This is a genomic window from Blautia sp. AF17-9LB, assembly GCF_003479185.1.
GTDB lineage: Bacteria > Bacillota > Clostridia > Lachnospirales > Lachnospiraceae > Fusicatenibacter > Fusicatenibacter saccharivorans.
Genome location: NZ_QUGU01000023.1, coordinates 49,971 through 75,439, shown reverse-complemented (window position 1 = coordinate 75,439; position 25,469 = coordinate 49,971). Strand labels below are relative to the sequence as shown.

Annotated in this window: 22 protein-coding genes; 21 read left to right on the top strand and 1 reads right to left on the bottom strand. The window is 47.7% G+C overall.

Going from position 1 to position 25,469, the window contains the following annotated elements; all coding sequences use genetic code 11:
- Nucleotides 1–259 precede the first annotated feature (259 nt).
- The 21 genes from DWX00_RS18205 (at nucleotide 260) to DWX00_RS18110 (ending at nucleotide 23,498) form a co-directional block, all read left to right on the top strand.
- Nucleotides 260–1,621 (top strand): MATE family efflux transporter, encoded by a 1,362-nt coding sequence (locus tag DWX00_RS18205; protein WP_118595953.1) that lies wholly within the window; start codon nucleotides 260–262, stop codon nucleotides 1,619–1,621.
- A gap of 343 nt (nucleotides 1,622–1,964) precedes the next feature.
- Nucleotides 1,965–3,269 (top strand): substrate-binding domain-containing protein, encoded by a 1,305-nt coding sequence (locus tag DWX00_RS18200; protein WP_055220189.1) that lies wholly within the window; start codon nucleotides 1,965–1,967, stop codon nucleotides 3,267–3,269.
- A 148-nt stretch (nucleotides 3,270–3,417) separates the two neighbouring features.
- On the top strand, nucleotides 3,418–4,926 hold the full coding sequence (locus DWX00_RS18195; RefSeq protein ID WP_055228555.1) for a sugar ABC transporter ATP-binding protein: 1,509 nt from the start codon (nucleotides 3,418–3,420) through the stop codon (nucleotides 4,924–4,926).
- A 17-nt stretch (nucleotides 4,927–4,943) separates the two neighbouring features.
- Nucleotides 4,944–6,596, top strand: a complete 1,653-nt coding sequence (locus tag DWX00_RS18190) for a galactose/methyl galactoside ABC transporter permease MglC (RefSeq protein WP_118595952.1) — start codon at nucleotides 4,944–4,946, stop codon at nucleotides 6,594–6,596.
- 172 nt (nucleotides 6,597–6,768) lie between these two features.
- Nucleotides 6,769–8,367, top strand: a complete 1,599-nt coding sequence (locus tag DWX00_RS18185; RefSeq protein WP_055267740.1) for a response regulator — start codon at nucleotides 6,769–6,771, stop codon at nucleotides 8,365–8,367.
- 86 nt (nucleotides 8,368–8,453) lie between these two features.
- On the top strand, nucleotides 8,454–10,289 hold the full coding sequence (locus DWX00_RS18180) for a cache domain-containing sensor histidine kinase (RefSeq protein ID WP_118595951.1): 1,836 nt from the start codon (nucleotides 8,454–8,456) through the stop codon (nucleotides 10,287–10,289).
- Entirely contained in the window at nucleotides 10,286–11,236 is a 951-nt protein-coding gene (locus DWX00_RS18175) for a substrate-binding domain-containing protein (RefSeq protein ID WP_117510114.1), read from the top strand. Before DWX00_RS18180 ends, DWX00_RS18175 begins: the two co-directional genes overlap by 4 nt.
- A 13-nt stretch (nucleotides 11,237–11,249) precedes the next feature.
- Nucleotides 11,250–12,299 carry a galactose ABC transporter substrate-binding protein gene (locus DWX00_RS18170; protein WP_319638367.1) on the top strand — a complete coding sequence of 350 codons (1,050 nt, stop codon included), beginning with the start codon at nucleotides 11,250–11,252 and terminating at the stop codon, nucleotides 12,297–12,299.
- 119 nt (nucleotides 12,300–12,418) lie between these two features.
- The gene (locus tag DWX00_RS18165; protein ID WP_118595950.1) at nucleotides 12,419–12,991 is read left to right on the top strand and encodes a DUF6553 family protein; all 573 of its coding nucleotides are present in this window, start codon (nucleotides 12,419–12,421) and stop codon (nucleotides 12,989–12,991) included.
- Between the two features lie 55 nt (nucleotides 12,992–13,046).
- The gene (locus DWX00_RS18160) at nucleotides 13,047–13,469 is read left to right on the top strand and encodes a PPC domain-containing DNA-binding protein (RefSeq protein ID WP_055228550.1); all 423 of its coding nucleotides are present in this window, start codon (nucleotides 13,047–13,049) and stop codon (nucleotides 13,467–13,469) included.
- Nucleotides 13,470–13,671: 202 nt separating this feature from the next.
- Nucleotides 13,672–14,169 carry a flavodoxin family protein BilS gene (bilS, locus tag DWX00_RS18155; protein WP_055220197.1) on the top strand — a complete coding sequence of 166 codons (498 nt, stop codon included), beginning with the start codon at nucleotides 13,672–13,674 and terminating at the stop codon, nucleotides 14,167–14,169.
- Nucleotides 14,170–14,339: 170 nt separating this feature from the next.
- Nucleotides 14,340–15,704, top strand: a complete 1,365-nt coding sequence (locus DWX00_RS18150; protein WP_118595949.1) for an MATE family efflux transporter — start codon at nucleotides 14,340–14,342, stop codon at nucleotides 15,702–15,704.
- A 338-nt stretch (nucleotides 15,705–16,042) separates the two neighbouring features.
- A complete protein-coding gene (locus tag DWX00_RS18145; protein ID WP_117510111.1) occupies nucleotides 16,043–16,357 on the top strand; it encodes a helix-turn-helix domain-containing protein in 315 nt (104 codons plus the stop codon).
- A gap of 338 nt (nucleotides 16,358–16,695) precedes the next feature.
- Nucleotides 16,696–17,904 carry an RtcB family protein gene (locus DWX00_RS18140; protein ID WP_118595948.1) on the top strand — a complete coding sequence of 403 codons (1,209 nt, stop codon included), beginning with the start codon at nucleotides 16,696–16,698 and terminating at the stop codon, nucleotides 17,902–17,904.
- A gap of 48 nt (nucleotides 17,905–17,952) precedes the next feature.
- Entirely contained in the window at nucleotides 17,953–18,207 is a 255-nt protein-coding gene (locus DWX00_RS18135; RefSeq protein WP_117510109.1) for a helix-turn-helix domain-containing protein, read from the top strand.
- A gap of 106 nt (nucleotides 18,208–18,313) precedes the next feature.
- A complete protein-coding gene (locus DWX00_RS19765; RefSeq protein ID WP_158555015.1) occupies nucleotides 18,314–18,466 on the top strand; it encodes a hypothetical protein in 153 nt (50 codons plus the stop codon).
- The gene (locus DWX00_RS18130) at nucleotides 18,466–19,005 is read left to right on the top strand and encodes a hypothetical protein (RefSeq protein ID WP_118595947.1); all 540 of its coding nucleotides are present in this window, start codon (nucleotides 18,466–18,468) and stop codon (nucleotides 19,003–19,005) included. Before DWX00_RS19765 ends, DWX00_RS18130 begins: the two co-directional genes overlap by 1 nt.
- Nucleotides 19,006–19,013: 8 nt before the next feature.
- A complete protein-coding gene (locus tag DWX00_RS18125) occupies nucleotides 19,014–20,399 on the top strand; it encodes a TrkH family potassium uptake protein (protein WP_117801552.1) in 1,386 nt (461 codons plus the stop codon).
- Between the two features lie 15 nt (nucleotides 20,400–20,414).
- Nucleotides 20,415–21,071: a potassium channel family protein gene (locus DWX00_RS18120; protein ID WP_055267716.1), complete on the top strand. Its 657-nt coding sequence runs from the start codon at nucleotides 20,415–20,417 to the stop codon at nucleotides 21,069–21,071.
- Between the two features lie 11 nt (nucleotides 21,072–21,082).
- Nucleotides 21,083–21,853, top strand: coding sequence for a TrmH family RNA methyltransferase (locus DWX00_RS18115; protein ID WP_118595946.1), 771 nt, complete (start codon nucleotides 21,083–21,085; stop codon nucleotides 21,851–21,853).
- Between the two features lie 175 nt (nucleotides 21,854–22,028).
- Nucleotides 22,029–23,498 carry a polysaccharide deacetylase gene (locus DWX00_RS18110; protein WP_118595945.1) on the top strand — a complete coding sequence of 490 codons (1,470 nt, stop codon included), beginning with the start codon at nucleotides 22,029–22,031 and terminating at the stop codon, nucleotides 23,496–23,498.
- A gap of 90 nt (nucleotides 23,499–23,588) precedes the next feature.
- On the opposite strand, the gene DWX00_RS18105 is transcribed toward DWX00_RS18110, so the two are convergent.
- Nucleotides 23,589–25,355 carry a DUF885 domain-containing protein gene (locus DWX00_RS18105; RefSeq protein WP_158578909.1) on the bottom strand — a complete coding sequence of 589 codons (1,767 nt, stop codon included), beginning with the start codon at nucleotides 25,353–25,355 and terminating at the stop codon, nucleotides 23,589–23,591.
- Nucleotides 25,356–25,469 lie beyond the last annotated feature (114 nt).

Below are 25,469 nucleotides of genomic sequence, written 5' to 3'. Positions count from 1 at the left end.
TGACATGGGAATACTGCGGAATTAAGATGTAGAATCCGATACGTAATTGGATGTATATTATGTCTGCGTCTCAAATACGCTGCTTCTTTTTCATACTCTGTAATGGAAAACCAACGAAAATCTCTTTTTACCTCAAAAGAAAGTAATAGCCACCAAAAATATCGGAAAAACTTTGTGAAAAAATAGAATTGTGTTTCGCAAGGGTCCCCTGTAAAATAGCGGGCAGGAGGAAAAGAGAGAAAAGGAGCTTCTTAATCTTATGGGAACAAATGAAAAGAATATGACTGCGGGATCCCCCGGAAAACTGATCATAACGTTTGCCATACCACTGATGCTCGGAAATATTTTCCAGCAGTTTTATACGATGGCGGACACCATGATTGTTGGCCAGGTGGTAGGAGTAGAAGCGTTGGCGGCAGTAGGCGCCGGAGACTGGCTGGTCTGGCTGGTGCTGGGCATCATGACAGGTATCACACAGGGCTTTTCGATTCTTGTATCGCAGTACTATGGAGCAGGGGAAAAGGAAAATCTGAAATGTGCGGTGGCGAAAAGCTATATTATGACAGCATTACTGTCTGTGATTGTACTCGCAGTAAGTGAAGGAGCAGTTTATCACGTTCTTTTATTTTTGCAGACACCGGATAATGTTATTGATCTGACGATGCTATATTTACGGCTGATTTTTGCGGGAGTCCCGATTATAGCTGCCTATAATATCTTTGCGGCGATCCTGAGGGCACTTGGAAACAGCAGATCTCCATTGATTGCAATGACCGTGGCAGCAGTGATCAATGTGGGACTTGACCTGCTGTTTGTGGCAGTTTTTGGCTGGGGCGTAGCCGGAGCAGCCGTGGCGACTGTTATTGCACAGGGATTTTCAGCCTTGTACTGTCTGCTTGTATTACGGAAAATCAGGGATATCCGACTGGAAAAGGAGGATTTTTACAGGCAGCCGTCTATGAGTCTGCGGCTTTTGAAGCTGGGGACTCCTCTTGCCATACAGAACGTGATCATTTCTGTGGGAGGACTTACGGTGCAGTATGTGATCAATGGCTTTGGCTTTCTGTTTGTAGCCGGATTTACGGCAACGAACAAGCTGTATGGAATTTTGGAGATGGCAGCCGTTTCCTATGGATATGCGATTACAACGTATGTAGGGCAGAATCTTGGCGCAAAGAAATATCAGAGAATCCGAAAAGGTGTGCGCAGCGGTACGTATATGGCAGTGCTCACTTCTGTTTTCATTTCCGGTATGATGGTGCTGATTGGGCGTAATATATTGTCTCTGTTTGTATCCGGTGAACCGGAGCAGATCCGACGGGTATTAGATATTGCATATAAGTATTTGTTTATCATGGCTGTCTTTTTGTGGATACTGTATTTGCTGCATGTGTATCGTTCCGCGATCCAGGGGCTGGGCAATACTTTGATTCCGCTTGCCAGCGGCATTGCAGAATTTGTGATGCGTGTCAGCGTTGCGCTGCTGCTGCCGAAATGGATCGGCGAAGAGGGAATATACTATGCCGAGATCTGTGCATGGAGCAGTGCGGCTGTTTTACTGATCATAAGCTATATGATTCTGATACGAAAATATAAAGATGCTAAAACGTCAGAAAGCTGATGCAGTCTCGCCTGCAAGAGGATTTTAGATCTCTTACCCCGCTTAAAGCATAAGTAAGAAATAATACAAAAAAAGCAGTGCTGCAGAACGCAAACTACAGGAAACAGATGGGAAGGCGTACCCGAGGTACGACAAAAATCTGTCATGCGGTAATTTGCGCTCTGTGGGACTGCTTTTTTGCATGATTCTTGGAGTTTTGGGGAATTACGACAAGAAATAACCAAAAATTTCAATAACTAATCCAAAAATATTCTATTTTTTTTCAGACCGCTTGTGATTATAATGAATTCATCAGCTAGGAACGAAGCGAATCTAGCAAAATCACCAAACGGGAGGAATAAAAATGAAAAGAAAAGCATTAGCAGCAATTATGGCAGTAGCTATGGCAGTATCCATGGCTGGTTGTGGAGGATCCCCATCAGAGTCTAAAGATTCTACCCAGAAAACAGAAACAGCAGATTCTACGGCATCAACGGGCGGAAGCGTAGAAAACAAGGACAAACCTCTGTGCTGGTTCAACCGTCAGCCATCCAGCAGTGCTACCGGCGAACTGGACAAAGATGCTCTGAACTTCAACGGAAATACTTATTATGTAGGTTTCGATGCAAACCAGGGTGCTGAACTGCAGGGACAGATGGTTCTGGATTACATCAAGAAAAACGCAGACACGATCGACAGAAACGGTGACGGCGTAATCGGATATGTTCTGGCAATCGGTGATATCGGACATAACGATTCTATCGCCCGTACACGTGGTGTTCGTTCCGCACTTGGAACAGGTGTAGATGCAGACGGCGGAGTAGATTCTACACCGGCCGGAACAAACGTAGACGGAAAAGCAAAGGTTGTGCAGGATGCAACTCTGGATGTAGACGGAAAAACATATACCATCCGTGAGCTGGCTTCTCAGGAAATGAAAAACTCAGCAGGTGCAACATGGGATGCTGCAACAGCTGGTAACGCGATCGGAACATGGACAGCTTCCTTCGGTGATCAGATCGATGTTGTAGTTTCCAATAACGATGGTATGGGAATGTCAATGTTCAATGCATGGGCAAAAGACAACAAAGTTCCTACCTTCGGTTACGATGCAAACAGCGATGCTGTAGCAGCAATCGGTGAAGGATATGGCGGAACAATTTCTCAGCATGCAGACGTTCAGGCTTACCTGACACTGAGAGTTCTGCGTAACGCACTGGACGGTGTAGACATTGATACCGGTATCGGTACAGCAGATGAAGCCGGCAACTGCCTGACAGAGGGTGAGGATTACAGATACAGCGAAGAAGAGAGATCTTACTACGCATTAAATATTGCTGTAACAGCCGATAACTACAACGATTTCACAGATTCCACAAAAGTTTACGATAAAGTTGCAAAACAGCTGGATGAAAGCAAGAGCCCATCCAAAAAAGTATGGCTGAATATCTACAACGCATCGGATAACTTCCTGAGCTCTACCTATCAGCCACTGCTGGAGAAATATGATGATCTGCTGAACCTGAAGGTAGATTACATCGGTGGAGACGGACAGACAGAGTCCAATATCACAAACCGTCTTGGAAACCCGAGCGAGTATGATGCTTTTGCAATTAACATGGTTAAGACCGATAATGCAGCAGCATATACATCACTTCTCTCCAAATAATTTAGAGACAGAATAAGAGTGTAAATGGTAACGGTTCGGAGCCATGCGAAATCGAGATGAGGTCTCTGAATCGTTACCGTAAATGAATGAAATTATAGAGGGGTGTCAGCAATGATACCCTTCTTTATTAAGAAAAGGAAGCGCAGCTATGACAGATGATAAGAATAAATATATCTTATCGATTAACGGCATGAGCAAATCGTTCGGTAGAAATAAGGTTCTGAAACATATCAGCATGAATGTCAAACCTGGAACCATTATGGGACTGATGGGTGAAAACGGTGCCGGAAAATCGACAATGATGAAATGCCTCTTTGGAACCTATCAGAAAGATGAAGGAACCATCGTATTGGACGGAAAAGAAGTGAATTTCTCCGGCCCGAAGGATGCACTGGAAAACGGAGTGGCAATGGTACACCAGGAGTTGAACCAGTGTCTTGAAAGAAGTGTTGTAGATAACATGTTCCTTGGAAGATACCCAAAGAATTCCGTTGGAGTGATCGACGAAGGAAGAATGAAAAAAGAAACATCAGACCTGTTCAGAAAACTGGGAATTACAGTTGATCTGACGCAGCCAATGAAGAAAATGTCTGTATCTCAGAGACAGATGTGCGAGATCGCAAAAGCGATTTCCTATCATTCCAAAGTCATTGTACTGGATGAACCTACATCATCCCTGACTGCACCGGAGGTTGAAAAGCTCTTTAAGATGATGCGTCAGCTGAAGGCGCAGGGAATTGCTCTGATCTACATTTCACATAAAATGGATGAAATATTTGAAATCTGTGACGAAATATCCGTACTGCGAGACGGAAGCCTGGTCATGACCAAGCCAAGTAAAGAAACGGATATGAACGAACTGATCGCCGCCATGGTTGGACGTTCTCTGGACAACAGATTTCCGCCTGTAGACAACACACCGGGAGAAACGATTCTCTCCGTACAGAATATATCAACAAAATATGCACCGAAACTGCAGAATATTTCCTTTGATATCAAAAAAGGAGAAATTTTCGGATTCTATGGTCTGGTCGGTGCCGGTCGTACGGAACTTCTGGAGACCATCTTCGGAATTCGTACAAAAGCAGAAGGAAATATCGTATATGATGGAAAAGTACTGAACTTCTCCTCCCCGAAAGATGCTATGGATCACGGATTTGCTCTGATTACAGAGGAAAGAAAAGCCAATGGTCTGTTCCTGAAGGGCGATATTACATTCAATACTACCATTGCGAATATGAAGCATTATAAGAGCGGAGTCGCATTATCGCATGACAAGATGGTGCGTGCAACGGCTGAAGAAATCAAGATCATGCATACAAAATGTATGGGACCGGATGATATGATCGCCAACCTTTCCGGTGGTAATCAGCAGAAGGTCATCTTTGGTAAATGGCTGGAGCGTTCACCGAGCGTATTCATGATGGATGACCCGACACGAGGAATTGATGTTGGAGCAAAATATGAAATTTATGAACTGATTATCAATATGGCGAAACAGGGAAAAACAATCATCGTTGTTTCTTCCGAAATGCCGGAGATTCTTGGTATTACCAACCGAATCGGTGTTATGTCTAACGGACGTCTGGCCGGAATCGTAAATACCAAAGAAACAAACCAGGAAGAATTATTGAGACTCAGTGCTAAATACCTGTAACAGGAGGAAAATTGGAAATGGCAGAAAACAGCGTTATTATTTCGTCGGAAGAAGAAGCAAAGCTTTTGAAGCCGATCGATGAATATGTGGAAGAAATCCAGAAAAAAATCGATGCATTACGTGCAGACGGCTTTGACAAAGTGAGCGATCTGAAAAAACAGATCGCGATTGCAAAAGAAAACAAGAACTTATCCGCAACACAGAGAGATAAGATCATTGAAAACAGCAAAAAAGAGCTGGAAAATGCAAAAAAAGTAGAAGCAGACAACAAAGAAGAAATCAAAAAGCTGATCGCAGAGGCAGAAAACTATCTGGCCGCGCATTACAAAAAGGATTATTACGACGTAGTAAACAAAAGCTGCAAAGCTGCAAAAGCAGAAGAAAACAGCAGATATGAGAAGGTCAAAGCAGATCTAAAGAGCGAGCATCAGAAAAAGGTTGCTTCTCTGAAGGGTGCAGAAGAGATTAAGGCTGAGAAATATGTGCTCAAAAATAAATTGTTTGATGCACAGATGGCTCACGAATCGAAGCTTCAGGAGATCAAGGACAGAAGACATGAAGCATTCATGCATAAATATCACCTGATCGACCTGTTGCGGGCTTCCAAATTTACATTCCCGCAGCAGAGAATACAGAAACTGGAAAATTACAGATATACCTTCGATTTATCTCAGTTCCTGTACAAAAACGGTCTGTATATTGTAATCATTCTGATCTTCATCGCACTGTGTATCATCACACCGATCGTTAAAAATACACAGCTGCTGACTGTTACCAACATCCTGAATATCTTACAGCAGGCATCCCCGCGTATGTTCCTTGCACTTGGTGTTGCCGGTCTGATCCTGTTAACAGGTACCGACCTTTCTGTGGGACGTATGGTTGGTATGGGTATGGTTACAGCAACCATCATCATGCATAACGGAATCAATACAGGTGCCGTATTCGGACATGTATTTGACTTCTCCGCTATGCCTGCTACAGCGAAAGCACTGTTTGCACTGTTAATGTGTGTAATCCTTACGACTGCATTTGCCATGATTGCCGGATTCTTCATGGCGAGATTCAAAATGCATCCGTTTATCTCTACCATGGCGAACATGCTGATCATCTTCGGTCTGGTTACCTATGCGACCAAGGGTGTATCCTTCGGTGCGATTGATTCTGCCATCCCGAATACTTTCATTCCGCAGATCGGAAAATTCCCGACCATCATTCTGTGGGCTGTTGCAGCAGTTGCCATTGTATGGTTTATCTGGAACAAAACAACTTTTGGCAAAAACCTGTATGCGGTAGGTGGAAACCCGGAAGCGGCAGCAGTATCCGGTATCTCTGTATTTAAAGTAACAATGGGAGCATTTATGCTGGCAGGTATCCTGTATGGCTTCGGTTCCTGGCTGGAATGTAACCGTATGGTTGGTTCCGGTAGTGCAGCTTACGGACAGGGATGGGATATGGATGCCATCGCAGCCTGCGTAGTTGGTGGTGTATCCTTTACCGGTGGTATCGGTAAGATCTCCGGAGTTGTAACCGGTGTACTGATCTTTACCTCCCTGACATATGCCCTGACGATTCTGGGTATTGATACCAACCTTCAGTTCATCTTCGAAGGTATCATTATTCTGGCAGCTGTAACACTTGACTGTCTGAAATATGTACAGAAAAAATAATGAAAGATTCATAAACAGATAGAATATAAGACAGCCCGGTCGTCCGATGGATGACCAGGGCGGTCTTTTATTCTGTTCTGGCAAAAATTTTTGTAACTATTCATTCAGCAGAGAGCAATCTTCTGCTATAATGAAGGAACAACAACGTACTCCGGAAAACAGGGGGATAAGAATGGAACAATATAAAGTGATTCTTGTCGATGATGAAGTAGAGGTCATCGATGTTATGAAAAAAAAGATCCATTGGAATGATCTGGGATTTGACGTAGTGGGAAGTGCCACCAACGGCGTGAAGGCTTTGGAGCTGGTGGAAAAACTTCAGCCGGATGTGGTACTGACGGACATTAAAATGCCTTACATGGATGGACTGGAGCTGGCAAGAAAACTGAACCAGGACTATCCTAATATTTACATTATGCTTTGCACCGGCTTTGACGAATTCGAGTATGCGAAAGAGGCCGTCCATCTGGAGATTAAGGAATATATGCTGAAACCCATCAGCGCCACCGAGCTGTCAGAGAGCCTGATGAAGCTGAAAACAACACTGGACAGGGAACGGGAAGAAAAGTTAAATGTAAAAAAACTGGAAGACTATTTCCAGGAGGTATTACCAAAGCTGCAGTCCAATTTCTTCATTTCCCTGATTGAAGGAAGAGTCAGAGAAGAGGACTATGAACGATTCCTTTTGGATTATCAGGTGGATATGAAGGGACCTTTGTTTTGCTGCATTATCTTTCATACCTCGGAAAATGATGTGCCGGATGGGATGAATCCCTTATTATTATCCATGTCCGTGGAACGGGAGATCAAACAGCGGCTGATGGAGAACTGTAATTGCCAGGAATTCATTTATATGGGTAATACCATTCTGATTATGGAACTCCATTCAGAAGATGAGATAGCTCAATTGACGGACAAGTGTGACCGGTTCTGCCGCTGGGCATGGAGAATTATGGGGGCGGCGGTTACCGCAGGGATCGGAACCGTCTGCAACAGTCTGTACGACATCAGTATTTCCTACGAGGGAGCCAGAGAGGCGGTATCCTATCGTGTCCTGTACGGAACGAAACGAGCCATCAATATCGCGGAGATCGTTCCTAAAGAGTCAAAAAAGGCGGTTCCCTTAGAAGAGACAAGGATGCAGGAGCTGTTTCGTGCCATCCATGTAGGGGATCAGGAGAAGATCCGGAAAGAAGCCATCAAAGAGACAGAAAAGCTCCATAAGAATGCAGCCACCATCAGCCAGTACAATCTGGCTACCATGGAGATTGTCAGCGGATTTTTCAAATTCTGTGCCAATAATTCCATGGATTTCAATGAAATTTCCGGAAATGTACAGAACCTTTATGAAAGAGTGACTCAGTTGGATGAAAGCTCTATGACAAACTGGATCATCAATATGTCTATGGCGATCAGCGAAAAACTGAGAAGTACCAGAAACAGTACCTCCAGACGGATCATCACCGATGCACAGAACATCGTAAAAGACAGATATATGGAACCGGCGCTCTCGCTGGATGATGTGTGCGCAGATCTTGGTGTGTCCAATTCTTACTTTTCGTCCATCTTTAAAAAGGAAACCGGTCAGTCCTTTGTCTCCTATCTTACCGATTACCGAATGGACAGGGCAGAAGAAATGGTGCTGAACACCGATGAAAAAAGCTATAAGATCGCAGAAAAAGTGGGATATCAGGATGCGAACTACTTCAGCTATGTATTCAAAAAGAAATTCGGTGTTTCCCCTTCCAAATACAGAGCTTCCGGAAAATAAAAAGACGGAAAGCAGAAAGAGCAAGCACAGAAAGACTCCGAGAGTACATCAGGCAGAAAAGAGGGAACAGGTGAAAGGGAAAATACATGAAAGATAGAAAAAGAAAGCCGGATTCCAGGAAGAACATCGTATTTAACATACAGTCGATCATCCTGTCTGTCCTTATGGCGATTTCACTGGTTACGATCATTGTAATGGGATTGCTGCTTTACCATCGATTCAAGCTGGCATTGGAAAAAACAGCAGTGGACAACACGGAAGCTACTGTAGAGGCTACCGTGGACCGGTTAGATGCAGACCTGCTGGATATCCGGCAGATTATAAACGGGGCAAACTACAACGTGGTCCAGCAGTTTGATATATCCAGCGGGGAATTCTCGGAGCAGTTCAGTCTGCTCTATGAGACCAACTCCGATAAGATCCAGAGCCTGGCTTTGTATGACCCCAAAGGAAATCTGATTGCATCGGAGCCGGTGGCGGCAGAAAAGAAAAATGTGAAGGTGCAGACGCAGGAATGGTATAAAAATGCGGAAGATGCCATTGAAAATATACACTTTTCCACACCGCATATCCAGGAGCTGTTTGAGGACGGCTCTTATCGGTACCAATGGGTAGTTTCCCTGAGCAGGTATGTAGATGTCAACAAGGGAGAGACACCGGAAACCGGTATTCTTTTACTGGATATGAAATATTCTGTGATCAGGGACGTGATGAAGCAGATCAATGACTGTTCCGGCGGAATCTACTATTATCTGACCAGTCAGGACGGAGAGATGATCTATCATCCACGGGGAACGGAGTTAAACCGCGGATTATTTGAAGAAAACAGTCTGGACGCGGCAAAATACGAGGACGGAACCTACGAGATCCGTTCCGGCGGTCAGAACGAGACCGTGATCGTCGGCAGCGTAGCCTATACAGGCTGGAAAATGATCGGTGTTGTGCCGGAGAGTGTGCAGGCGGCAAACTACAAGAACTTCCGTTACTATGTATTTGCTACTGTTCTGGTTCTTATGGTCATGCTTTTGGAGGGAAACCAGCTGGTTTCCCGGAAGATATCCAAACCGATCCGGGAGCTGGATGCTTCCGTCAAGGCCCACGAGGCAGGAGGAAAACCGGATATCTATATCGGCGGCTCCTCGGAGATCCGCCATCTGGGACATTCTGTGCAGAAGTCCTATGAACAGATCGAAAAACTGATGGACGAGATCATCCGGCAGCAAAATGAACGAAGAAAAAGTGAACTGGATGCCCTGCAAAGCCAGATCAACCCCCATTTTCTGTATAATACACTGGAATCCATCACGTGGATGGTGGAAGCCCAGGAAAATGAAGCAGCGGTTCGTATGATTTCTGAACTGGCAAAATTACTTCGTGTCAGTCTATCCCGCGGTAAGACCATCATTCCCATTAAGGATGAGCTGCAGCACAGCAGAAGCTATATGAATATCCAGCTGGCCCGGTACAAAGAGCGGTTTAAAACAGAATTCCGAATCGAGGAAGAGATCGAAAACTGCTGCATCGTAAAGCTGGTGATCCAGCCCATCCTGGAAAATGCCATCTATTATGGCGTTGGCAATATGGATGAGGATGATGGCGGCATGATCATCGTCAGCGGAAAAAAGAAAGACGAGGACATTCTGATCACCATCGAAGACAATGGGATGGGCATGCGGGAAGAAGTCCTGGAAAATATTCTGACGGATAACAGCAAGGTTCCGAAGCATGGTTCCGGTGTGGGCGTAATCAATGTGCATTCCAGAATCCGGCTGATGTTTGGCGAAGAATACGGACTTTCCATAGAAAGCGAACCGGACGAAGGAACAAGGGTTACGATCCGTATTCCGGCAATCCCATATACACCGGAAAACGCAGAAGCATTGGAATTACAAAAATACATACAGAGGAGACCGGGCGGATGAAAAAGAACAGAATGAAATTTCTTATAATTGAGTTTCTTTTGCTGCTGCTGGCAGTATTCTTTGTATGGAAAATTTTCGATCAGAACGTAGCAGAGCCCCGGATTGCGGTGATTCTTCCGGAGTCCGGTGACAAACGCTGGGATGCCCTGATCAAGGGAATGAAGCAGGCTGCGGCAGAGAACAACGTTCATATGATCATCTGCAATACGGAAGAGATCGACGGGCCGGAGGCGGAAAGAGAATTTATCAGGGAACAGAAGGACAACGATATTGATGGCTTTATCATATATCCGGCACCCGGTCATGAGACGGAAAATATGCTGAAAAAAGAGTGTGGAAATAAACCGTATCTGCTGATTGCAGATGGTCTGGCGGTAAAAGAAGGGAAAACTGCCAGTCCCACGATCCAGCCGGATTACCGGGAGATCGGAAGATGGCTGGGAGAACGGCTGAGAACAAAAAAGCAGAAGATCGGAATTATCGCCGACTGGAAAATGTCCGAGGCTGTACAGGCGGAGATTTGTGGATTGAACGAGGCGCTGGAAGGCAGCGAAAGCAAGATCAGCTGGTGTATTTACCGGAGAAAAGAACAGGACATTGTGGAGCGGATGAAGAAGGAAACAGAGGCGGATGCTCTTGTCATCCTGGATGAAGGAATATTGGAAGAGTTTGGAGAGCAGGCAGAAAATGGAACATACGAGGGCGCGGAGCTCTATGGAGTGGGTTACAGTCTGAAGACGATTGCACTTCTGGATAACGGAAACATTCAGGGGCTGGCTGTGCCGGACGGATATGAAATCGGCTATAAAAGTGTGGAAGAAATAACCAAAAGGATCGAGCACAGGTCTTATAAAATGCAAGGATATATAACCGAATATCAGGTACTTGGCAAGGAAAATTTCTCTATGGACGAAGATTTAGAAAGGTTTTTATATTCCTATGAATAAAAAGAAAAGAAGGGTGGCAGTATTATTATCTGCCACGATAGGGAGTGCGGTGCTTGTGCTGTCGGGGTGTTCCGGCAAGTCGGACCAGACAGAGAAAACCCTGCGGGTCGGAGTGATAACCTACACTCAGGATGATCCTTTTATCAATGGATTGACGGATGAACTGAAGGCGCAGCTGAAAGCCATGGAAAACAAAGAACGAAGGATTATCGTATCGACAAAAAGCGGAAACGACGATCAGCAGGAACAGAACGAAAAGGTGGAAGAGATGATTGATGCCGGCTGTGATGTGCTCTGTATCAATCTTGTGGACCGGACAGCTCCGTCCCGGATCATCCGAATGGCAAGGAATGAAGACATTCCTGTGATCTTTTTTAACAGGGAACCGGTAAGGGAAGACCTGATGCAGTGGGAAAAGCTGTATTATGTGGGCTGTGATGCAGAACAGTCCGGGATCATGCAGGGCGAGATTGCAGAAGAATACATCAAGAGCCATCCGGAAGTCGATAAAAATCAGGATGGAAAGATCCAATACGTGCTTCTGGAAGGAGAAGCAGGCCATCAGGATGCCATCAGCAGAACAGAGTATTCCGTAAAGACACTGATGAAGAATGATGTTATACTGGAAAAGCTAAGCTATCAGTTAGCGGACTGGAACCGGGGACAGGCGGAAAACCGCATGAACCGTCTGATCAGCCAGTACGGAAAAAAGATTGAACTTGTTATGTCCAACAACGATGAGATGGCACTTGGGGCTGTGGAGGCCTATCGGAAAGCAGGCTATGTCCGTGAAGAATGGCCGGTGATCTTCGGAATTGATGGCCTGGAAGAGGCTCTGGAAGCCGTAAAGGCAGGAGAGATGCAGGGCAGCATCCTAAATGACAGAGTGGATCAGGCAAAGAAAATGGCGAAAATGGCAGTGGAGCTGTTCGAGGGAGAGGAATTTGACCAGGAAAGCCTGAAAGAAGGCCGGTATTATTTTTCAGAATATCAGAAGGTAGACGGCAGCAACATCGATGAGTACCTGAACGCAGAAGAGACGATTTCCCACTCCGGAATGTAAGCAGGAAGACTGCGTTTGCAGGCAGAAAGAGTAAGTAAAGACGTGTCTTTATTTTAAACCAATCAAGCAAGCAGCGAAGCGGATTGCGAATATCCGCCTGACAGAATGAGGAAAAACAGATGGAACATACATGGACCAAAGATTTTTATCAGGAGACAGATCCGGCGAAACGGCAGCAGATCTTAAAAGAACATATCGGAGAGGAGGAAGCCTGGGAAGAAGAATACCGGGCTCGGCTCTGGACGGTCCGATACGGACAACGCAGGCTCCAGAAGGATGAATTTGTCAAATGCCTGATGGAACTGAAGTATCTGGCGGAAGGAACCTCCCTGGATCTGGGAGGCGACAGAAGAAAGACGGGAGCCCGGATTCTCTCCACGTTGTGCCTGGCGGAAGCCATGCAGTCAGATGAGGGATACCAGAAAATTCTTGCAGATGAACTGTACAATGTATTCCTGAAATTTATTCAGGTCAGCAGAGGAGGCAGAGGATTTACCTCTCTGGTATTCGGCATGGGACAATTGTCCGAAGAAGGAATCGCGAAAAAAATCGCCGAACAGATCAGTGTGATCGCGTTCAAGGCACCACGCCTGCTTCACATGGAAAAAGAATTCACCCTGCTCCGGGAAGCCGCCCTCCGGGCATATCGGCAGGAGTATCCGAACAGGGAGCATTTTCTGAATAAATATTGAGGTTATTGCAGTAATGTCTGAAAAGTGACCGGGCGGAAAGAGAAAGGAGAATAAAATGGAATACAGAAAATTTGACAATGTTATAGTAGCAAGGATTGACAAAGACGAGGAAATATTGGAGCAGCTGAGGGTAATTGCCATAAAGGAGAATATAAAGCTTGCCAGTGTCCAGGCTCTTGGAGCGATCAATGATTTCACAGTCGGAGTATACAAGACAGACGAAAAGAAATATTATTCAAACAGCTTCCAGGGGTATTATGAAATTACATCACTGACAGGTACAATCAATACAATGGATGGAGAATACTATGCACATCTTCATATGAGTGCCGGAAATCAGAAGGGCGAGGTGTTTGGAGGACATCTGAACAGAGCGATTGTCAGTGCAACCTGTGAGCTGGTCATCACGGTAATTGACGGAAGAGTGGACAGAGTTCATGATGAGGAAACCGGACTTAATATTTTTAAGTTTAACTGAAGCTGCAAAGCAGCTATTCGGTTATGAGCAAGTAGCGAAGCGGATTGCGAATATCCGCTTGACTTAAAAGCCTGAGAGGAAATAGTGAGAAGCAACATCGGGATGCAGCGTAAGCGAAATCGAGATGTGATCTGAAGAGATAATACAATTTACGAAAAAGTGGATTTTCCACATAAATACCTGAACTGGAGGTGTAGGGGCTATGATAAAAGAACATTATTCGATCCTGTTTTGCAGCTTAACGGGTAATACAAAGAAGCTGGCTGATGCAATCTATGAAACGTTGCCAAAGGACAAATGCGATTATTTTGGCACAAACGATTCGCAGGTACCGCAATCCGACGTATGCTATATCGGATTTTGGACGGACAAAGGGAATGCAGACCAAAAGACATTAGAATTGCTGTCGAAATTAAAAAATAAAAAGATTTTTCTGTTTGGAACAGCTGGATTTGGCGGAAGTGATGCCTATTTTGAAAAGATTCTCGGACAAGTCAAACAGTCGATCGATGCAAGCAATACGGTCATCGGTGAGTATATGTGCCAGGGAAAGATGCCGCAGTCTGTGCGCGAACGGTATGTGAAAATGAAAGAAAACCCGGAGCATCCGGCGAATCTTGATCTGCTGATTCAAAATTTTGACCGTGCTTTGTCACACCCGGACAGCGAAGATTTGGAAAGACTGAAAAAGTCATTATGAGATAGAAAAGTATGTTGCGCTTGATAAAAATAATCAGATAAGAGCAAAATTCGCGAAATGATTGCAATGGATCGTCAAATGGAATAGAATGGAGAGAAAAAAGAAAGATGTGGAAAAGGCAGGGCTGGCAAAGCATATCCGGCAGATGAGGTCATGCAGAAACAAAAACAATGAAAACTACAACAAAACAAACTCATTTATACAGTAACACGGATCTTCGCAAGCTTTTAATTCCGATCATCATTGAACAGTTACTTTCTTCCCTGATGGGAACTGTCGACACGATGATGGTCAGCAATGTCGGTTCTGCCGCAATTTCGGCAGTCTCGCTGGTGGATTCCATTAATATCTTAGTCATTCAGGCGCTTTCTGCGCTGGCGGCAGGAGGAGCGATTCTCTGTTCGCAGTATATTGGAAGCGAAAAACGGGATGGAGCAATCCGTTCGGCACAGCAGGTGCTTTTTGTTATGACAGTTTTGTCCGTCGCATTATCCGCGGGCTGCCTGATTTTCCGTGTTCCGCTGCTGCGTGTGATTTTCGGGGCAGTGGAAGCGGATGTTATGAAAAATTCACAGGTGTATTTCCTGTTTACGCTGCTGTCATTCCCGTTTATCGGTCTTTACGATGCGGGCGCATCCATTCTGCGGGCGCAGAACAACAGCCGCAGTCCGATGGTGATTTCGGTGATTTCCAACTTTATGAACATCGGCGGAAATGCCATTCTTATTTTCGGCTTCCACATGGGTGTCGAAGGAGCCGCGATTTCGACTTTAATTTCGCGTATTTTCTGTGCGGTTGTCGTACTGTGGAAGCTTCGGGATGAAAGCAAACCGATTTTTGTGAAGCAGTATCTTTCCATTCGGCCGGACTTTGGTTTGATCAAAAAAATACTGTTCATCGGTATTCCATCGGGAATCGAGAACAGTATGTTCCAGTTTGGAAAGCTGGCGATTCAGTCCACTGTGTCCACACTTGGCACGGTTGCCATTGCCGCGCAGGCGATGACGAACATCCTTGAGAACCTGAACGGTGTCGCTGCGATCGGTGTCGGCATCGGACTGATGACGGTAGTCGGTCAGTGTCTCGGCGCGGGCCGGAAGGATGAAGCAATCTACTATATTAAAAAACTGTGCTGGCTGTCAGAAGTGGTTATCGTTGCAAGCTGTCTGCTGGTATTTGTGCTGACAAAACCGATTACGATGATCGGCGGTATGGAGGCAGAGAGTGCAAAGCTCTGCATGCAGATGATGATCTTTATCACGATTGTAAAGCCGCTCTGCTGGGTCATGGCGTTTGTCCCGGGATACGGCATGCGGGCCGCGGGAGATGTAAAATTCTCCATGATCACGTCCTGCTGTACGATGTGGCTGTGCCGTGTGAGTCTCTGTATTTACCTGTGCCGCGTATGGGGATTCGGCCCGATTGCGGTCTGGATCGGTATGGCGGCAGACTGGAGCCTGCGGTCCATTCTCTTTACCATCCGGTTCAAATCAGGAAAATGGCTGAATCATCATTTGATAGAAGAAAAGAAATAGGAAGTTCGCCACACGCTCTAGACATCTTCTTGCGGTAAAAAGGAAAGCGCATATGCAAGAGAGTCGTTGAGATGAGATTTTTGACCGCGGCTGGAAGCCGTACCGGATCAATCACCTGAGCTGGTGGAAAGAGGAGCTTGCATCCGAAGAAGAGATGGAAGAGGGACGGAACAATCTTGCAGCACATGACAATCGGAATGTAGATGAAAAGAAAATCCTTTTGTATGAACAGATCATTCGGGTTGTGTAGAAACAGGAAGAAAAAACTGGATTTTTCCAGTACCGGATGATAAGATAAAACTGTGTTTCGGGATGGCTTAAACATATGGAGGTGCAGGATGGAACCAATTTATTTGTCAATCCAGCAGAAGGAAACTGGCAGCCGCATCAAATCCCTTCTTCGTGAAAGCGGATACACCGTGAGAGACATTCAGAATGCCATGGGTTTTGAAAATCCACAGGCGGTCTATAAATGGATTTCCGGCAAGTGCCTGCCAAGTCTGGACAACTTTCTCATTTTAAGCAGATTATTAAACATAAGCATCGAAGATATCCTCGTCATTGACGGGGATATTCCTCGTTTCCGAAGCAAATACAGAGAAATCCGAGAAAGATTAAACCGCTGGTATAATGACAAAATCGTTATTTTGTGATACAGTGAAGAAAAAGCAGAAAAAGAACCGGTTAAAAAGGTTTTGGAAAGGAAAAACAGATGTCAGCAGGAATACGTTTTGGCTACCGCAATTTAGAACATACCCCAGAAGCAACGTTTGTCGTCAAACAGCGTGGCTTTGTTTTGATATGTTCAATTGAGAAAAGCGACAGAACGGATTCTGTGGAATATGATACGGGAGGATCAAATTAGACGACCGCATCAGACAACTGGATACGAACGAAGAGGAGCCGCTTATCTTATGTTGAACACATGGGATAGGTGGCTTTTTCTATTAAATTTTTATATCAGAACAAATTGAGAAGGGAGAAACCCGGAATGGATCAGATCGAAATCAAAGGAAAAGTAAATACAGCCATCTGCTATGCCAGGGTCGTAGAGGAGGAAGCCATCGAGCAGATCCGCCGCATGTGCGATTATCCGATGACGGAAGGCTCGCGGATCCGCATCATGCCGGATGTGCATGCGGGAAAAGGATGTACGATCGGAACAACGATGACCATCCGCGACAAGGCAGTGCCGAACGTCGTCGGTGTGGACATCGGGTGCGGCATGTACACCGTAAATCTTGGAAGAGCCGAACTTGATTTTGCAAAAATCGACGAGGCGGCACATGTTATCCCGTCCGGCATGAATGTCTGGGAGGGGAGACAGGAACGTTTTGACCTGATGACACTTGCCTGCAGCCGGGAATTAAAAGACACAAAACGCCTGGAGCGGTCGCTTGGAACCTTAGGCGGCGGCAACCATTTTATCGAGATCGATGAAGCTGCCGACGGCACAAAATATCTCGTCATCCATTCCGGCTCGCGGAATCTCGGAAAACAGGTGGCAGAGTATTACCAGAATCTGGCAGTGCGGCTGGACCGCGGTTATGACGAGTACCTGGAAAAACGCGAGGAGCTCATACGCACCTACAAAGAGCAGGGCCGCAGAAAGGAAATCCAGGAGGCGTTAAAACAGCTGCAGTGGAAACCGGACGAAGCGCAGATGCCGGAGGATCTCTGCTATCTGACCGGAAAATATCTGGAAGCCTATCTGCACGACGTGGAGATCTGCCAGCAGTTTGCACGCCGGAACCGGGAAAAAATGGCGGAAATCCTGCTGGAACGAACCGGCCTTACCGGCACCGATGCGTTCCACACGATTCATAACTATATCGACACAAACGAGATGATACTCCGAAAAGGCGCAATCGCAGCGCACAAAGGAGAACGAGTGCTGATTCCGATCAATATGCGTGACGGCAGTATTCTCGCCGTCGGAAAAGGAAATCCGGAGTGGAACGATTCTGCCCCGCACGGAGCCGGACGGCTGATGTCGCGTAAAAAAGCGAAGGAAACCCTGGCACTGGAGGAATACCAGAAGAGCATGGAGGGAATCTATACGACTTCCGTCAACGAACATACCCTGGACGAGGCGCCGATGGCGTACAAATCGCTGGATGACATTCTCGATATAGTCCGTGCATCGGTCGATGTCGTGGAGGTGCTGCGTCCCGTTTATAATTTCAAAGCATCAGAATAGAGGCGGAGGAAACCAGTAAAATTCCTCCGCAAGAAGGAGGAAGAAAAAATGATGGCAATTCCGTCAATTGATATGGAAGCAACAGGAAGAAACATTACAAGACTGCGGCAGCAGGCAGGCCTTACCGTCCGCGACCTGCAGGAAATTTTCGGTTTCACCACCCCGCAGGCAATCTACAAGTGGCAGCACGGCACCGCCATGCCGGCAATCGACAACCTGGTCGTGCTGGCAGCGGTACTGAATGTGTCGATCGATGAGATCGTGATTGTGGAGACAAGAGAGCTTGTGCTTGCGAGTGCATAAACCTGAGAACGTATTTTACGCAACTTTAACACAATCTTCCCTCAATTTCATGTAGAATAAAAAGCACAGATTCCGTAGCTTTTCTACAAGCCGCAGCAGCCGGCTTATGGTAGCAGAAGCACTCGGTGAGGCAGAAACAGCAGGCTGGATCGGGTTGGCTCCGTTGACTTTATATGTGCAAACTGATAAGATACTCATAAGTATGTTCTTAGGGGTATCTTATTTTTGTATTTCAAAAAGAAAAGGGGAAATTAAATAATGACAAAAAAGAAAATCATTGGCCTTTGCATCGGCGCTGTCGTTCTTGCCGTGGCTGCGGCCGGTGTGAAGGAAGGCAGCTGGCTGATGAAGCATCGCCGGATGCAGAATGAGTTTACGCATGAGATGAATGCATTCACGACCAAAACAAACGCTGAGCTGATCCAGCCGACGATTGTTGCGGAGGATGATATCTACGGCTGGTTTTTCCATGAGGAAGATGACGGGCTGTACATGAATCTCTATTACCGGATCAAAAACGAGTCCAATCAGCACGAAATTGCATCCAGTGAATTTCCTGTGAAGATCAAAAAGGAGCTTCTTGTGGATGATAAAGTGTGGAGCAGAACGACGCGGACCGCGAAAAATCAGGTTCACGCGGAATACCTGGAAGGAGAAGATGACATGACGGTTTCGTTTGACGTCTATTACCAGTGTGAGGGTTCCTGCGGGGAATATTTTGCGGATATTACCGTGACGGACAGTGAGACCGGAAAGCTCTACTACAGCAGTGAAGCAGAAAATGAAGCGGCAGAATAGGAGGAGCGATGGCCGAAAAAGAAAGCAAAAATAAATGGCACACACCGGCGGAGCGGATTATGATGCTGGGGTTTGCTGCGGTGATTCTGCTGGGGACAATTCTTCTTTGCCTGCCGGTTTCTGCGGCGGACGGAAAAAGCGTTTACTGGCTCGACGCCCTGTTTACCGCAACGACATCTGTCTGCGTGACGGGCCTTGTCACCGTTCCGACGGCGACGACATGGAGTACCTTTGGAAAAATTGTGATCCTCGGGTTGATTCAGTTCGGAGGTCTTGGCATCATGGCGTGCCTGACGATGGTGTTTCTGATCCTGCGCCGGAAAATCAGTCTGCAGAGCCGTAAACTGATCCAGGACACTTACAATCTGCCGGTTTTAAAGGGCAGCGTCGGTATTGTGCGGAAGCTGCTGATCGGCACGGCGGCGGTGGAGCTGGCGGGAGCCTTTTTCTACAGCTTCTGGTTTGTGCCGGAATACGGTTTCTGGAAGGGAATCGGCTACAGCCTGTTCCACTCCGTATCCGCCTTCTGCAACGCCGGAATTGACCTCGTCGGGGAATCCTCGTTCGCCCCGTTTGTGACGAACCCTCTCATCAACTTTACGACGATGGGCCTGATTTTCTTAAGCGGCCTTGGCTTTCCGGTCTGGTGGGAAGTGCTGGAGCGCGTGCAGGATCTTGTAAAAGGAAAACGGACCCGGAAAAACTTCGTGCGCGGCTTCACGCTCCACACCAAACTGGTTCTGACGACAACCGTCATTCTTCTGTTCGGCGGGGCGCTTCTGATCCTCGCGCTGGACTGGAACAACGCATCCTCGCTTGGCAGCTTAAAACCGGCGCAGAAGGCTATGGCGGCCTTCTTCCAGTCCGTGACGACGCGAACCGCCGGCTTTGAGACGATCCCGCAGGCAAACTTCTCGGACGGCTCCGCGATGGTAAGTATGATCCTCATGTTCATCGGCGGCTCTCCGATGGGAACGGCGGGCGGTGTCAAGACGACGACTGTTGCGATTCTGCTCGTGGTCGTCGCATCCTACATCCGCGGCGATTCCGACACCGTGGTCTGGGGACGGAAGGTCATGGAAGAAAACATCCGCACCGCGGTCGTTATTTTCTTCTTCGCACTGACGATGGCATTCACCGCGACGGTGCTTCTGATCTCTGTCACCGGAAGTCCTCTGCTGGACTGCCTGTATGAGATCGTTTCCGCTGTGGCAACCGTGGGACTGACGCGGTCGCTTACGCCGACACTTCCGGCGGCGGGAAAAATCATCGTAATTCTGGTCATGTTCATGGGACGTCTTGGACCGGTTACGCTGGCCATCGCACTGCGGCGGAGAAGCGGAAGAAAAGATGTGGATATCCAGCGCCCGGAACAGCGGGTGCTGATTGGATAAAAGAGGAGAAAAAACATGAGTAAACAATACGCAGTCATCGGACTTGGAAAATTCGGCTTCGCCGTGGCGACGACGCTGGCACAGGCAGGAAAAGAAGTGCTCGCAGTCGATAAAGACCCGGAGCTGGTACAGGAGATCGCCGATCTCGTCACATATGCGGCGCGCGCGGACATCACCGACAGCCGTGTTTTTGCATCGCTTGGCATCAGCAACATGGATGTCGTGATCGTCGGCATCTCTGAAAATATGGAGTCGAGCATCCTCGCCACCCTGCAGGCAAAAGAGGCGGGCGTGCCGCTCGTCATCGCAAAGGGCATGAGCCAGATGCATGCCAATATTTTGAAAAAAGTCGGCGCGGACCGCGTCGTGATGGCGGAGAGTGAGACGGGCATCCGCCTCGGAAAAAGCCTGATTTCCGGTGGCTTCCAGGACTTCTTCATGCTGTCGGATTCGTTCTCCATGGTAGAGCTTCCCGTGCCGGAAGAGTGGACGGGGCATAACCTCGAGGAGCTGGATCTGCGGAAGAAATACAGTATCAACGTAATCGCCGTCAAGGACGGGGAAGACATCCGTGTCACGGTCAATCCGAAGACGCTGCTCCGCGCAGAGGAAGTGCTGATTCTGATCGGCGAAAACAAAGAACTTGCCAAATTGATGAAAAACAGGAAATGAGGGGACCATTCATGATTACAAGCAGCAGCAATGCACAGGTAAAAAACATTATTGCGCTGAACAAAAAAGCAAAAGAACGCCGGGAGCAGGATGTTTTCGTGGCGGAGGGCTGGAAAATGTTCCAGGAAGCGCCGCGGGAATGGCTGAAAAAAGTATATGTGTCTGAGAGCGGCAGCAAAATGCATGAAATGCCGTCCGACGGGACAGAATACGAAGTAGTGGACGACCGCGTGTTCCAGTCCATGTGCGACACGAAGACGCCGCAGGGTGTTTTAAGTATGATCCGCATGCCGCATTACACCGAAGAGGAGGTGATGGACAACGGAAAGACACCGCTTCTGATGGTACTTGAGGATCTGCAGGACCCTGGAAATGTCGGAACAATCATCCGCACCGCAGAGGGCGCAGGAGTCACCGGCATCATCATGAGCCGCGGTACCGCGGATATCTTCAATCCGAAAACGATTCGCTCGACGATGGGCTCGATTTACCGTATGCCGTTTCTGATCGTCGACGATGCGGTCGGATTTGTAAAAGGCTTAAAAGCGCGGAAGATCTGTACGTACGCGGCACATCTGCACGGCGTGCATTCCTACCGCGAGGAGGATTACACAAAAGGAACGGCATTCCTGATCGGAAATGAGGGAAACGGCCTGACCGATGCAATGGCAGAGGCCGCCGAGTGCCTGATCCGTATTCCGATGGAAGGAAAAGTGGAGTCGTTAAACGCAGCGATTGCATCCGCCGTTCTCATGTATGAGGCACACGGCCAGCGCGCATAAAAGAAAGAGCGTTACCGGTTTTCTTACATTTCTCTTAACCTGCCGGAAACCTACTCGACAGAACCGGTATTTTGAGCTAAAATAGAAAGAGCAGAGTCCGGGCTGAATTTCTGTCAGTCCGGTAAAACTGTAATATTTGCCAGAAAAGCAAAAGCTGTTTTGGGAGGAAGGAAAAATGAGTGAGAAAAAAAACATCAGTAAAAAGGAGCTCCGAAGAAGAAAGCGGAAGCGTGCGCTGATGATCAAAACAGGAATTCTATGTGTTCTGCTTGTCATCTTCGGCATTGGAGTCTGGGCTTTGGCCGGAGGAACAGAAAAAATCCAGCAGAAAGCACAGGAAAAAGAGGATCAGAAAACAGCAGAGGTGGACGGTTCCGTATCGTCGGACAGCACGGGAAGTGCTGAAGCGCCGACAACGAAAGCACAGATTATGGCGGAAGCCGATGCACTTGCGCAGACATACGATTACGATGGAGCCATTGAAAAGCTCCAGAGCGTAGAGGGCGCAGCGACCGACGCGGATATCATCACAAAAGTAGCAGAGTACACCAGCACGAGAGATGCCTGTGTGCGCGTCAACGTCAACGAAGTAACCCACATTTTCTATCATTCTCTTGTAGTCGATCCGCAGAAAGCGTTCTATCAGGACAACGCACAGACCGCAGGCTTCTGCCAGTGGATGACCACCGTGGATGAGTTCAACGCGATTACCCAGCAGATGTACGACAGAGGATATGTCATGGTTTCGATCAACGATCTCGTGAAAAAGACCGTAGATGATGACGGAACCGTTCATTACGAGGAAGGGGACATTTACCTGCCGGAGGGCAAGAAAGCATTCGTTCTTTCTCTGGATGACCTTTCCTATTACCACTCTTACGACGGACGCGGTATTGCCAGCAAGATGGTAGTCGGCGACGACGGAAAACCGACCTGCGAATATATTCAGGATGACGGAACTGTTGTGACCGGTGCTTACGACTGTATCCCGCTGATGGATCAGTTTATCGAAGCGCATCCGGATGCCGTATACCACAATGCGCGCGGAACCGTAGCACTGACCGGCTACGATGGAATCCTCGGATACCGCACCGACGGTGATTACAAGACGAGAGAAGATCTGACGGATGATCAGGTAGCATGGCTTGATGCACACCCGGATTTCGACTGGGATAAAGAGTGCGAGGAGGCGAAAAAAGTAGCCAATGCGATCAAAGCAGACGGCTGGACATTCGCAAGCCATACCTGGGGCCATATCCGTGTCGGCGACAAACCGATCGAGACGATCCAGGCGGATACCGAGAAATGGCTGACGTATGTTGCACCGCTCATCGGCGGAAGCGATATCATCATCTTTGCACATGGACAGGATCTTTCCGACTGGCACGATTACACGATGGACAATGAGAAGTTTGCTTACTTAAAGAGCCAGGGCTTCAACATCTACTGCAACGTAGATTCCTCCCAGTATTTTGTTCAGGTAAGAGACAATTACCTGCGTATGGGACGAAGAAACCTGGATGGATACCGTCTGTACCAGAACCTCTACGGAGGCGGCGAGGACAGAACAAGCGATCTGTTTGATTCTGCCTCTGTTATTGATCCGCAGCGGCCGACAGATCCATCTCTTTACAATTTAGGTTAAAGAATTTTGAAAATGAAAAAGATCTCACAGAACTTTCTATTATTTATAGAAGAAAGTTTGTGAGATCTTTTTTTCAGCAGGGCGAACCGTTTACAGATATTTTTCTACGAGCGGAAACGGCAGAGGCCCGAGACGGAGCAGTTTTTCATGGAAACCGATCAATGAGAATGAGTCACCTTCCTGTTCCTGCACTTCCGAGAGGAGCTGTGAAAACGAGAGCGATCCGACACAGTATTTCAGATAGTTCGCCGGTGTCTCGAGAATATACTGATATAAAGAGGCAGCGGCCGACGCATCCGTGATGCCGAACTGCGCCAGAAAGGCTGACGCATCCGAGAGGAGCCATCCCTGGCTGTGGATTCCGAGATCCAGCAGCGAGCAGAGGGTAAGATGCACCGAGCGGTTCAGATACCAGAGACGGCAGAGCGCCTGCGTGTTTGCATCGAGATTACGTGCGGCGTAGCGGCAGGCATATGATTCAACGTAAGTTGCCCATCCTTCCACATAACCCGACGGCGCGTAGAGACGGCGGATCAGAAGCGGGTCGGAGCGCGAGAACGAGACGGTCTGGTACAGATGGCCGGGAAAGCCCTCGTGGGCAAGTGTGGAATACAGCTCGATGCCGGTCATCTCATCCGCGGGATTCAGGTAAATGGAGTTGGGTGAATTGACATCGGCGGGCGGTGTGAGATAAAAGGCGGGGCTTAAAAAATCCTTGAGAGAGTCATCCACGGTCTTTACTTCGTATGCGATACCCGAAAGAACGGGAAAATCTTCAGAAACGGCATTCTGCAGATCGGCAAGCATTTCCTCCGGCGTGGAGAACGGCAGCACGAGCGCCTGCTCTGAGAGGGAGAGCGACGGATTCTGATCGAGAATGATCTGCATTTCGGCACACTGGTCCGCAAGCTGCTGTGTTAAAAGGCGGGTCAGCTCCTCCGGTGAAGCGTCAACACCGACGCGGCTGCGGAGAAGATACGCATAGTAGGAAAGTCCGTCTTCCTGCCGGGAAAGACCGCCGGCGTTCTGCGTTCCTTTGCCGCAGAGTGAAGAAAGCGCATCGGAAAGAGAGCGGTAGGCGGGAAAAACACAGGAGGTAAGGAGTTTTTCATGCGTCTGCAGACAGAGATTCCTTTCCGCCTCAGAAAACAGTGAAGACGCCTGCAGTTTATTCTGAAAAACGGTGTGGAGCAGATGGCTTTCCGGTGTATCCGCGTCGGCGAGAAAAGCACTGCACTGGCGGATAATGCCATCGACCGCAAGGTCATTCTGAAACACGCCCTGCCGGGATTTTTCCTGCTCGAGTGCGATGAGGTCGGAGAAATAGCGCGGGAGATCCTGCAGAAGATGGAGGTAATCGGCGATATCCTGCTGTGTGCGGAACGGGTACTCTGCGAGCAGAATGGGAAGCTGTGCCTGAATCCCGAGCGACGGACCGAGCGGTTCCGCAAGAAGGCTGGTGCTGCCCGGCATTTTCTCGCAGTCCAGCTCGTAGAGCAGAAGATCGAGCGTGATCTGATTTTCCGCGGAGAGGCGGTTGCGATGAAAGGATGTGAGCGTTGTTTCCACACTCTGCAGCAGGGCATCATATGAGGTGCGGTCAGGGATGGAAACCGTGCCGAACGAGGCGGTGCCGGGGGCAATTCCGCGGGAAGCCGGATCAGCGAGGGTATAGTGGAGCGTGATGGCAGAAGAGGTTACCTCGGAGTGGAACCGTTCCTCCACATACGCGGAAAACCGGCGGTTCTCACCAGGGGAAAAGAACGGGGAAAAATACCAGAACAGCAGGGCGAAAAGAAGTCCGCCGCACAGAAGCAGAGGGAACAGGATGCGGCGGTGCAGAGAAGCTGGTTTCATAGAATAGGCTCCGGTGCGGACAGTTATCATAAAGTATGAAAAAAATGCTGATTTTATGCGCTTTTTCCGTGGCCTTTCATTTGACTTTCCAAAACGGCTTTGCTATAATCAGTA

Excerpts from the sequence above, each read along its gene's own strand:
- DWX00_RS18205 (WP_118595953.1), top strand. The coding sequence starts at position 260 with ATGGGAACAAATGAAAAGAATATGACTGCGGGATCCCCCGGAAAACTG.
- DWX00_RS18200 (WP_055220189.1), top strand. The coding sequence starts at position 1,965 with ATGAAAAGAAAAGCATTAGCAGCAATTATGGCAGTAGCTATGGCAGTA.
- DWX00_RS18195 (WP_055228555.1), top strand. The coding sequence starts at position 3,418 with ATGACAGATGATAAGAATAAATATATCTTATCGATTAACGGCATGAGC.
- DWX00_RS18190 (WP_118595952.1), top strand. The coding sequence starts at position 4,944 with ATGGCAGAAAACAGCGTTATTATTTCGTCGGAAGAAGAAGCAAAGCTT.
- DWX00_RS18185 (WP_055267740.1), top strand. The coding sequence starts at position 6,769 with ATGGAACAATATAAAGTGATTCTTGTCGATGATGAAGTAGAGGTCATC.
- DWX00_RS18180 (WP_118595951.1), top strand. The coding sequence starts at position 8,454 with ATGAAAGATAGAAAAAGAAAGCCGGATTCCAGGAAGAACATCGTATTT.
- DWX00_RS18175 (WP_117510114.1), top strand. The coding sequence starts at position 10,286 with ATGAAAAAGAACAGAATGAAATTTCTTATAATTGAGTTTCTTTTGCTG.
- DWX00_RS18165 (WP_118595950.1), top strand. The coding sequence starts at position 12,419 with ATGGAACATACATGGACCAAAGATTTTTATCAGGAGACAGATCCGGCG.
- DWX00_RS18160 (WP_055228550.1), top strand. The coding sequence starts at position 13,047 with ATGGAATACAGAAAATTTGACAATGTTATAGTAGCAAGGATTGACAAA.
- bilS (WP_055220197.1), top strand. The coding sequence starts at position 13,672 with ATGATAAAAGAACATTATTCGATCCTGTTTTGCAGCTTAACGGGTAAT.
- DWX00_RS18150 (WP_118595949.1), top strand. The coding sequence starts at position 14,340 with ATGAAAACTACAACAAAACAAACTCATTTATACAGTAACACGGATCTT.
- DWX00_RS18145 (WP_117510111.1), top strand. The coding sequence starts at position 16,043 with ATGGAACCAATTTATTTGTCAATCCAGCAGAAGGAAACTGGCAGCCGC.
- DWX00_RS18140 (WP_118595948.1), top strand. The coding sequence starts at position 16,696 with ATGGATCAGATCGAAATCAAAGGAAAAGTAAATACAGCCATCTGCTAT.
- DWX00_RS18135 (WP_117510109.1), top strand. The coding sequence starts at position 17,953 with ATGATGGCAATTCCGTCAATTGATATGGAAGCAACAGGAAGAAACATT.
- DWX00_RS19765 (WP_158555015.1), top strand. The coding sequence starts at position 18,314 with ATGGTAGCAGAAGCACTCGGTGAGGCAGAAACAGCAGGCTGGATCGGG.
- DWX00_RS18130 (WP_118595947.1), top strand. The coding sequence starts at position 18,466 with ATGACAAAAAAGAAAATCATTGGCCTTTGCATCGGCGCTGTCGTTCTT.
- DWX00_RS18125 (WP_117801552.1), top strand. The coding sequence starts at position 19,014 with ATGGCCGAAAAAGAAAGCAAAAATAAATGGCACACACCGGCGGAGCGG.
- DWX00_RS18120 (WP_055267716.1), top strand. The coding sequence starts at position 20,415 with ATGAGTAAACAATACGCAGTCATCGGACTTGGAAAATTCGGCTTCGCC.
- DWX00_RS18115 (WP_118595946.1), top strand. The coding sequence starts at position 21,083 with ATGATTACAAGCAGCAGCAATGCACAGGTAAAAAACATTATTGCGCTG.
- DWX00_RS18110 (WP_118595945.1), top strand. The coding sequence starts at position 22,029 with ATGAGTGAGAAAAAAAACATCAGTAAAAAGGAGCTCCGAAGAAGAAAG.
- DWX00_RS18105 (WP_158578909.1), bottom strand. The coding sequence starts at position 25,355 with ATGAAACCAGCTTCTCTGCACCGCCGCATCCTGTTCCCTCTGCTTCTG.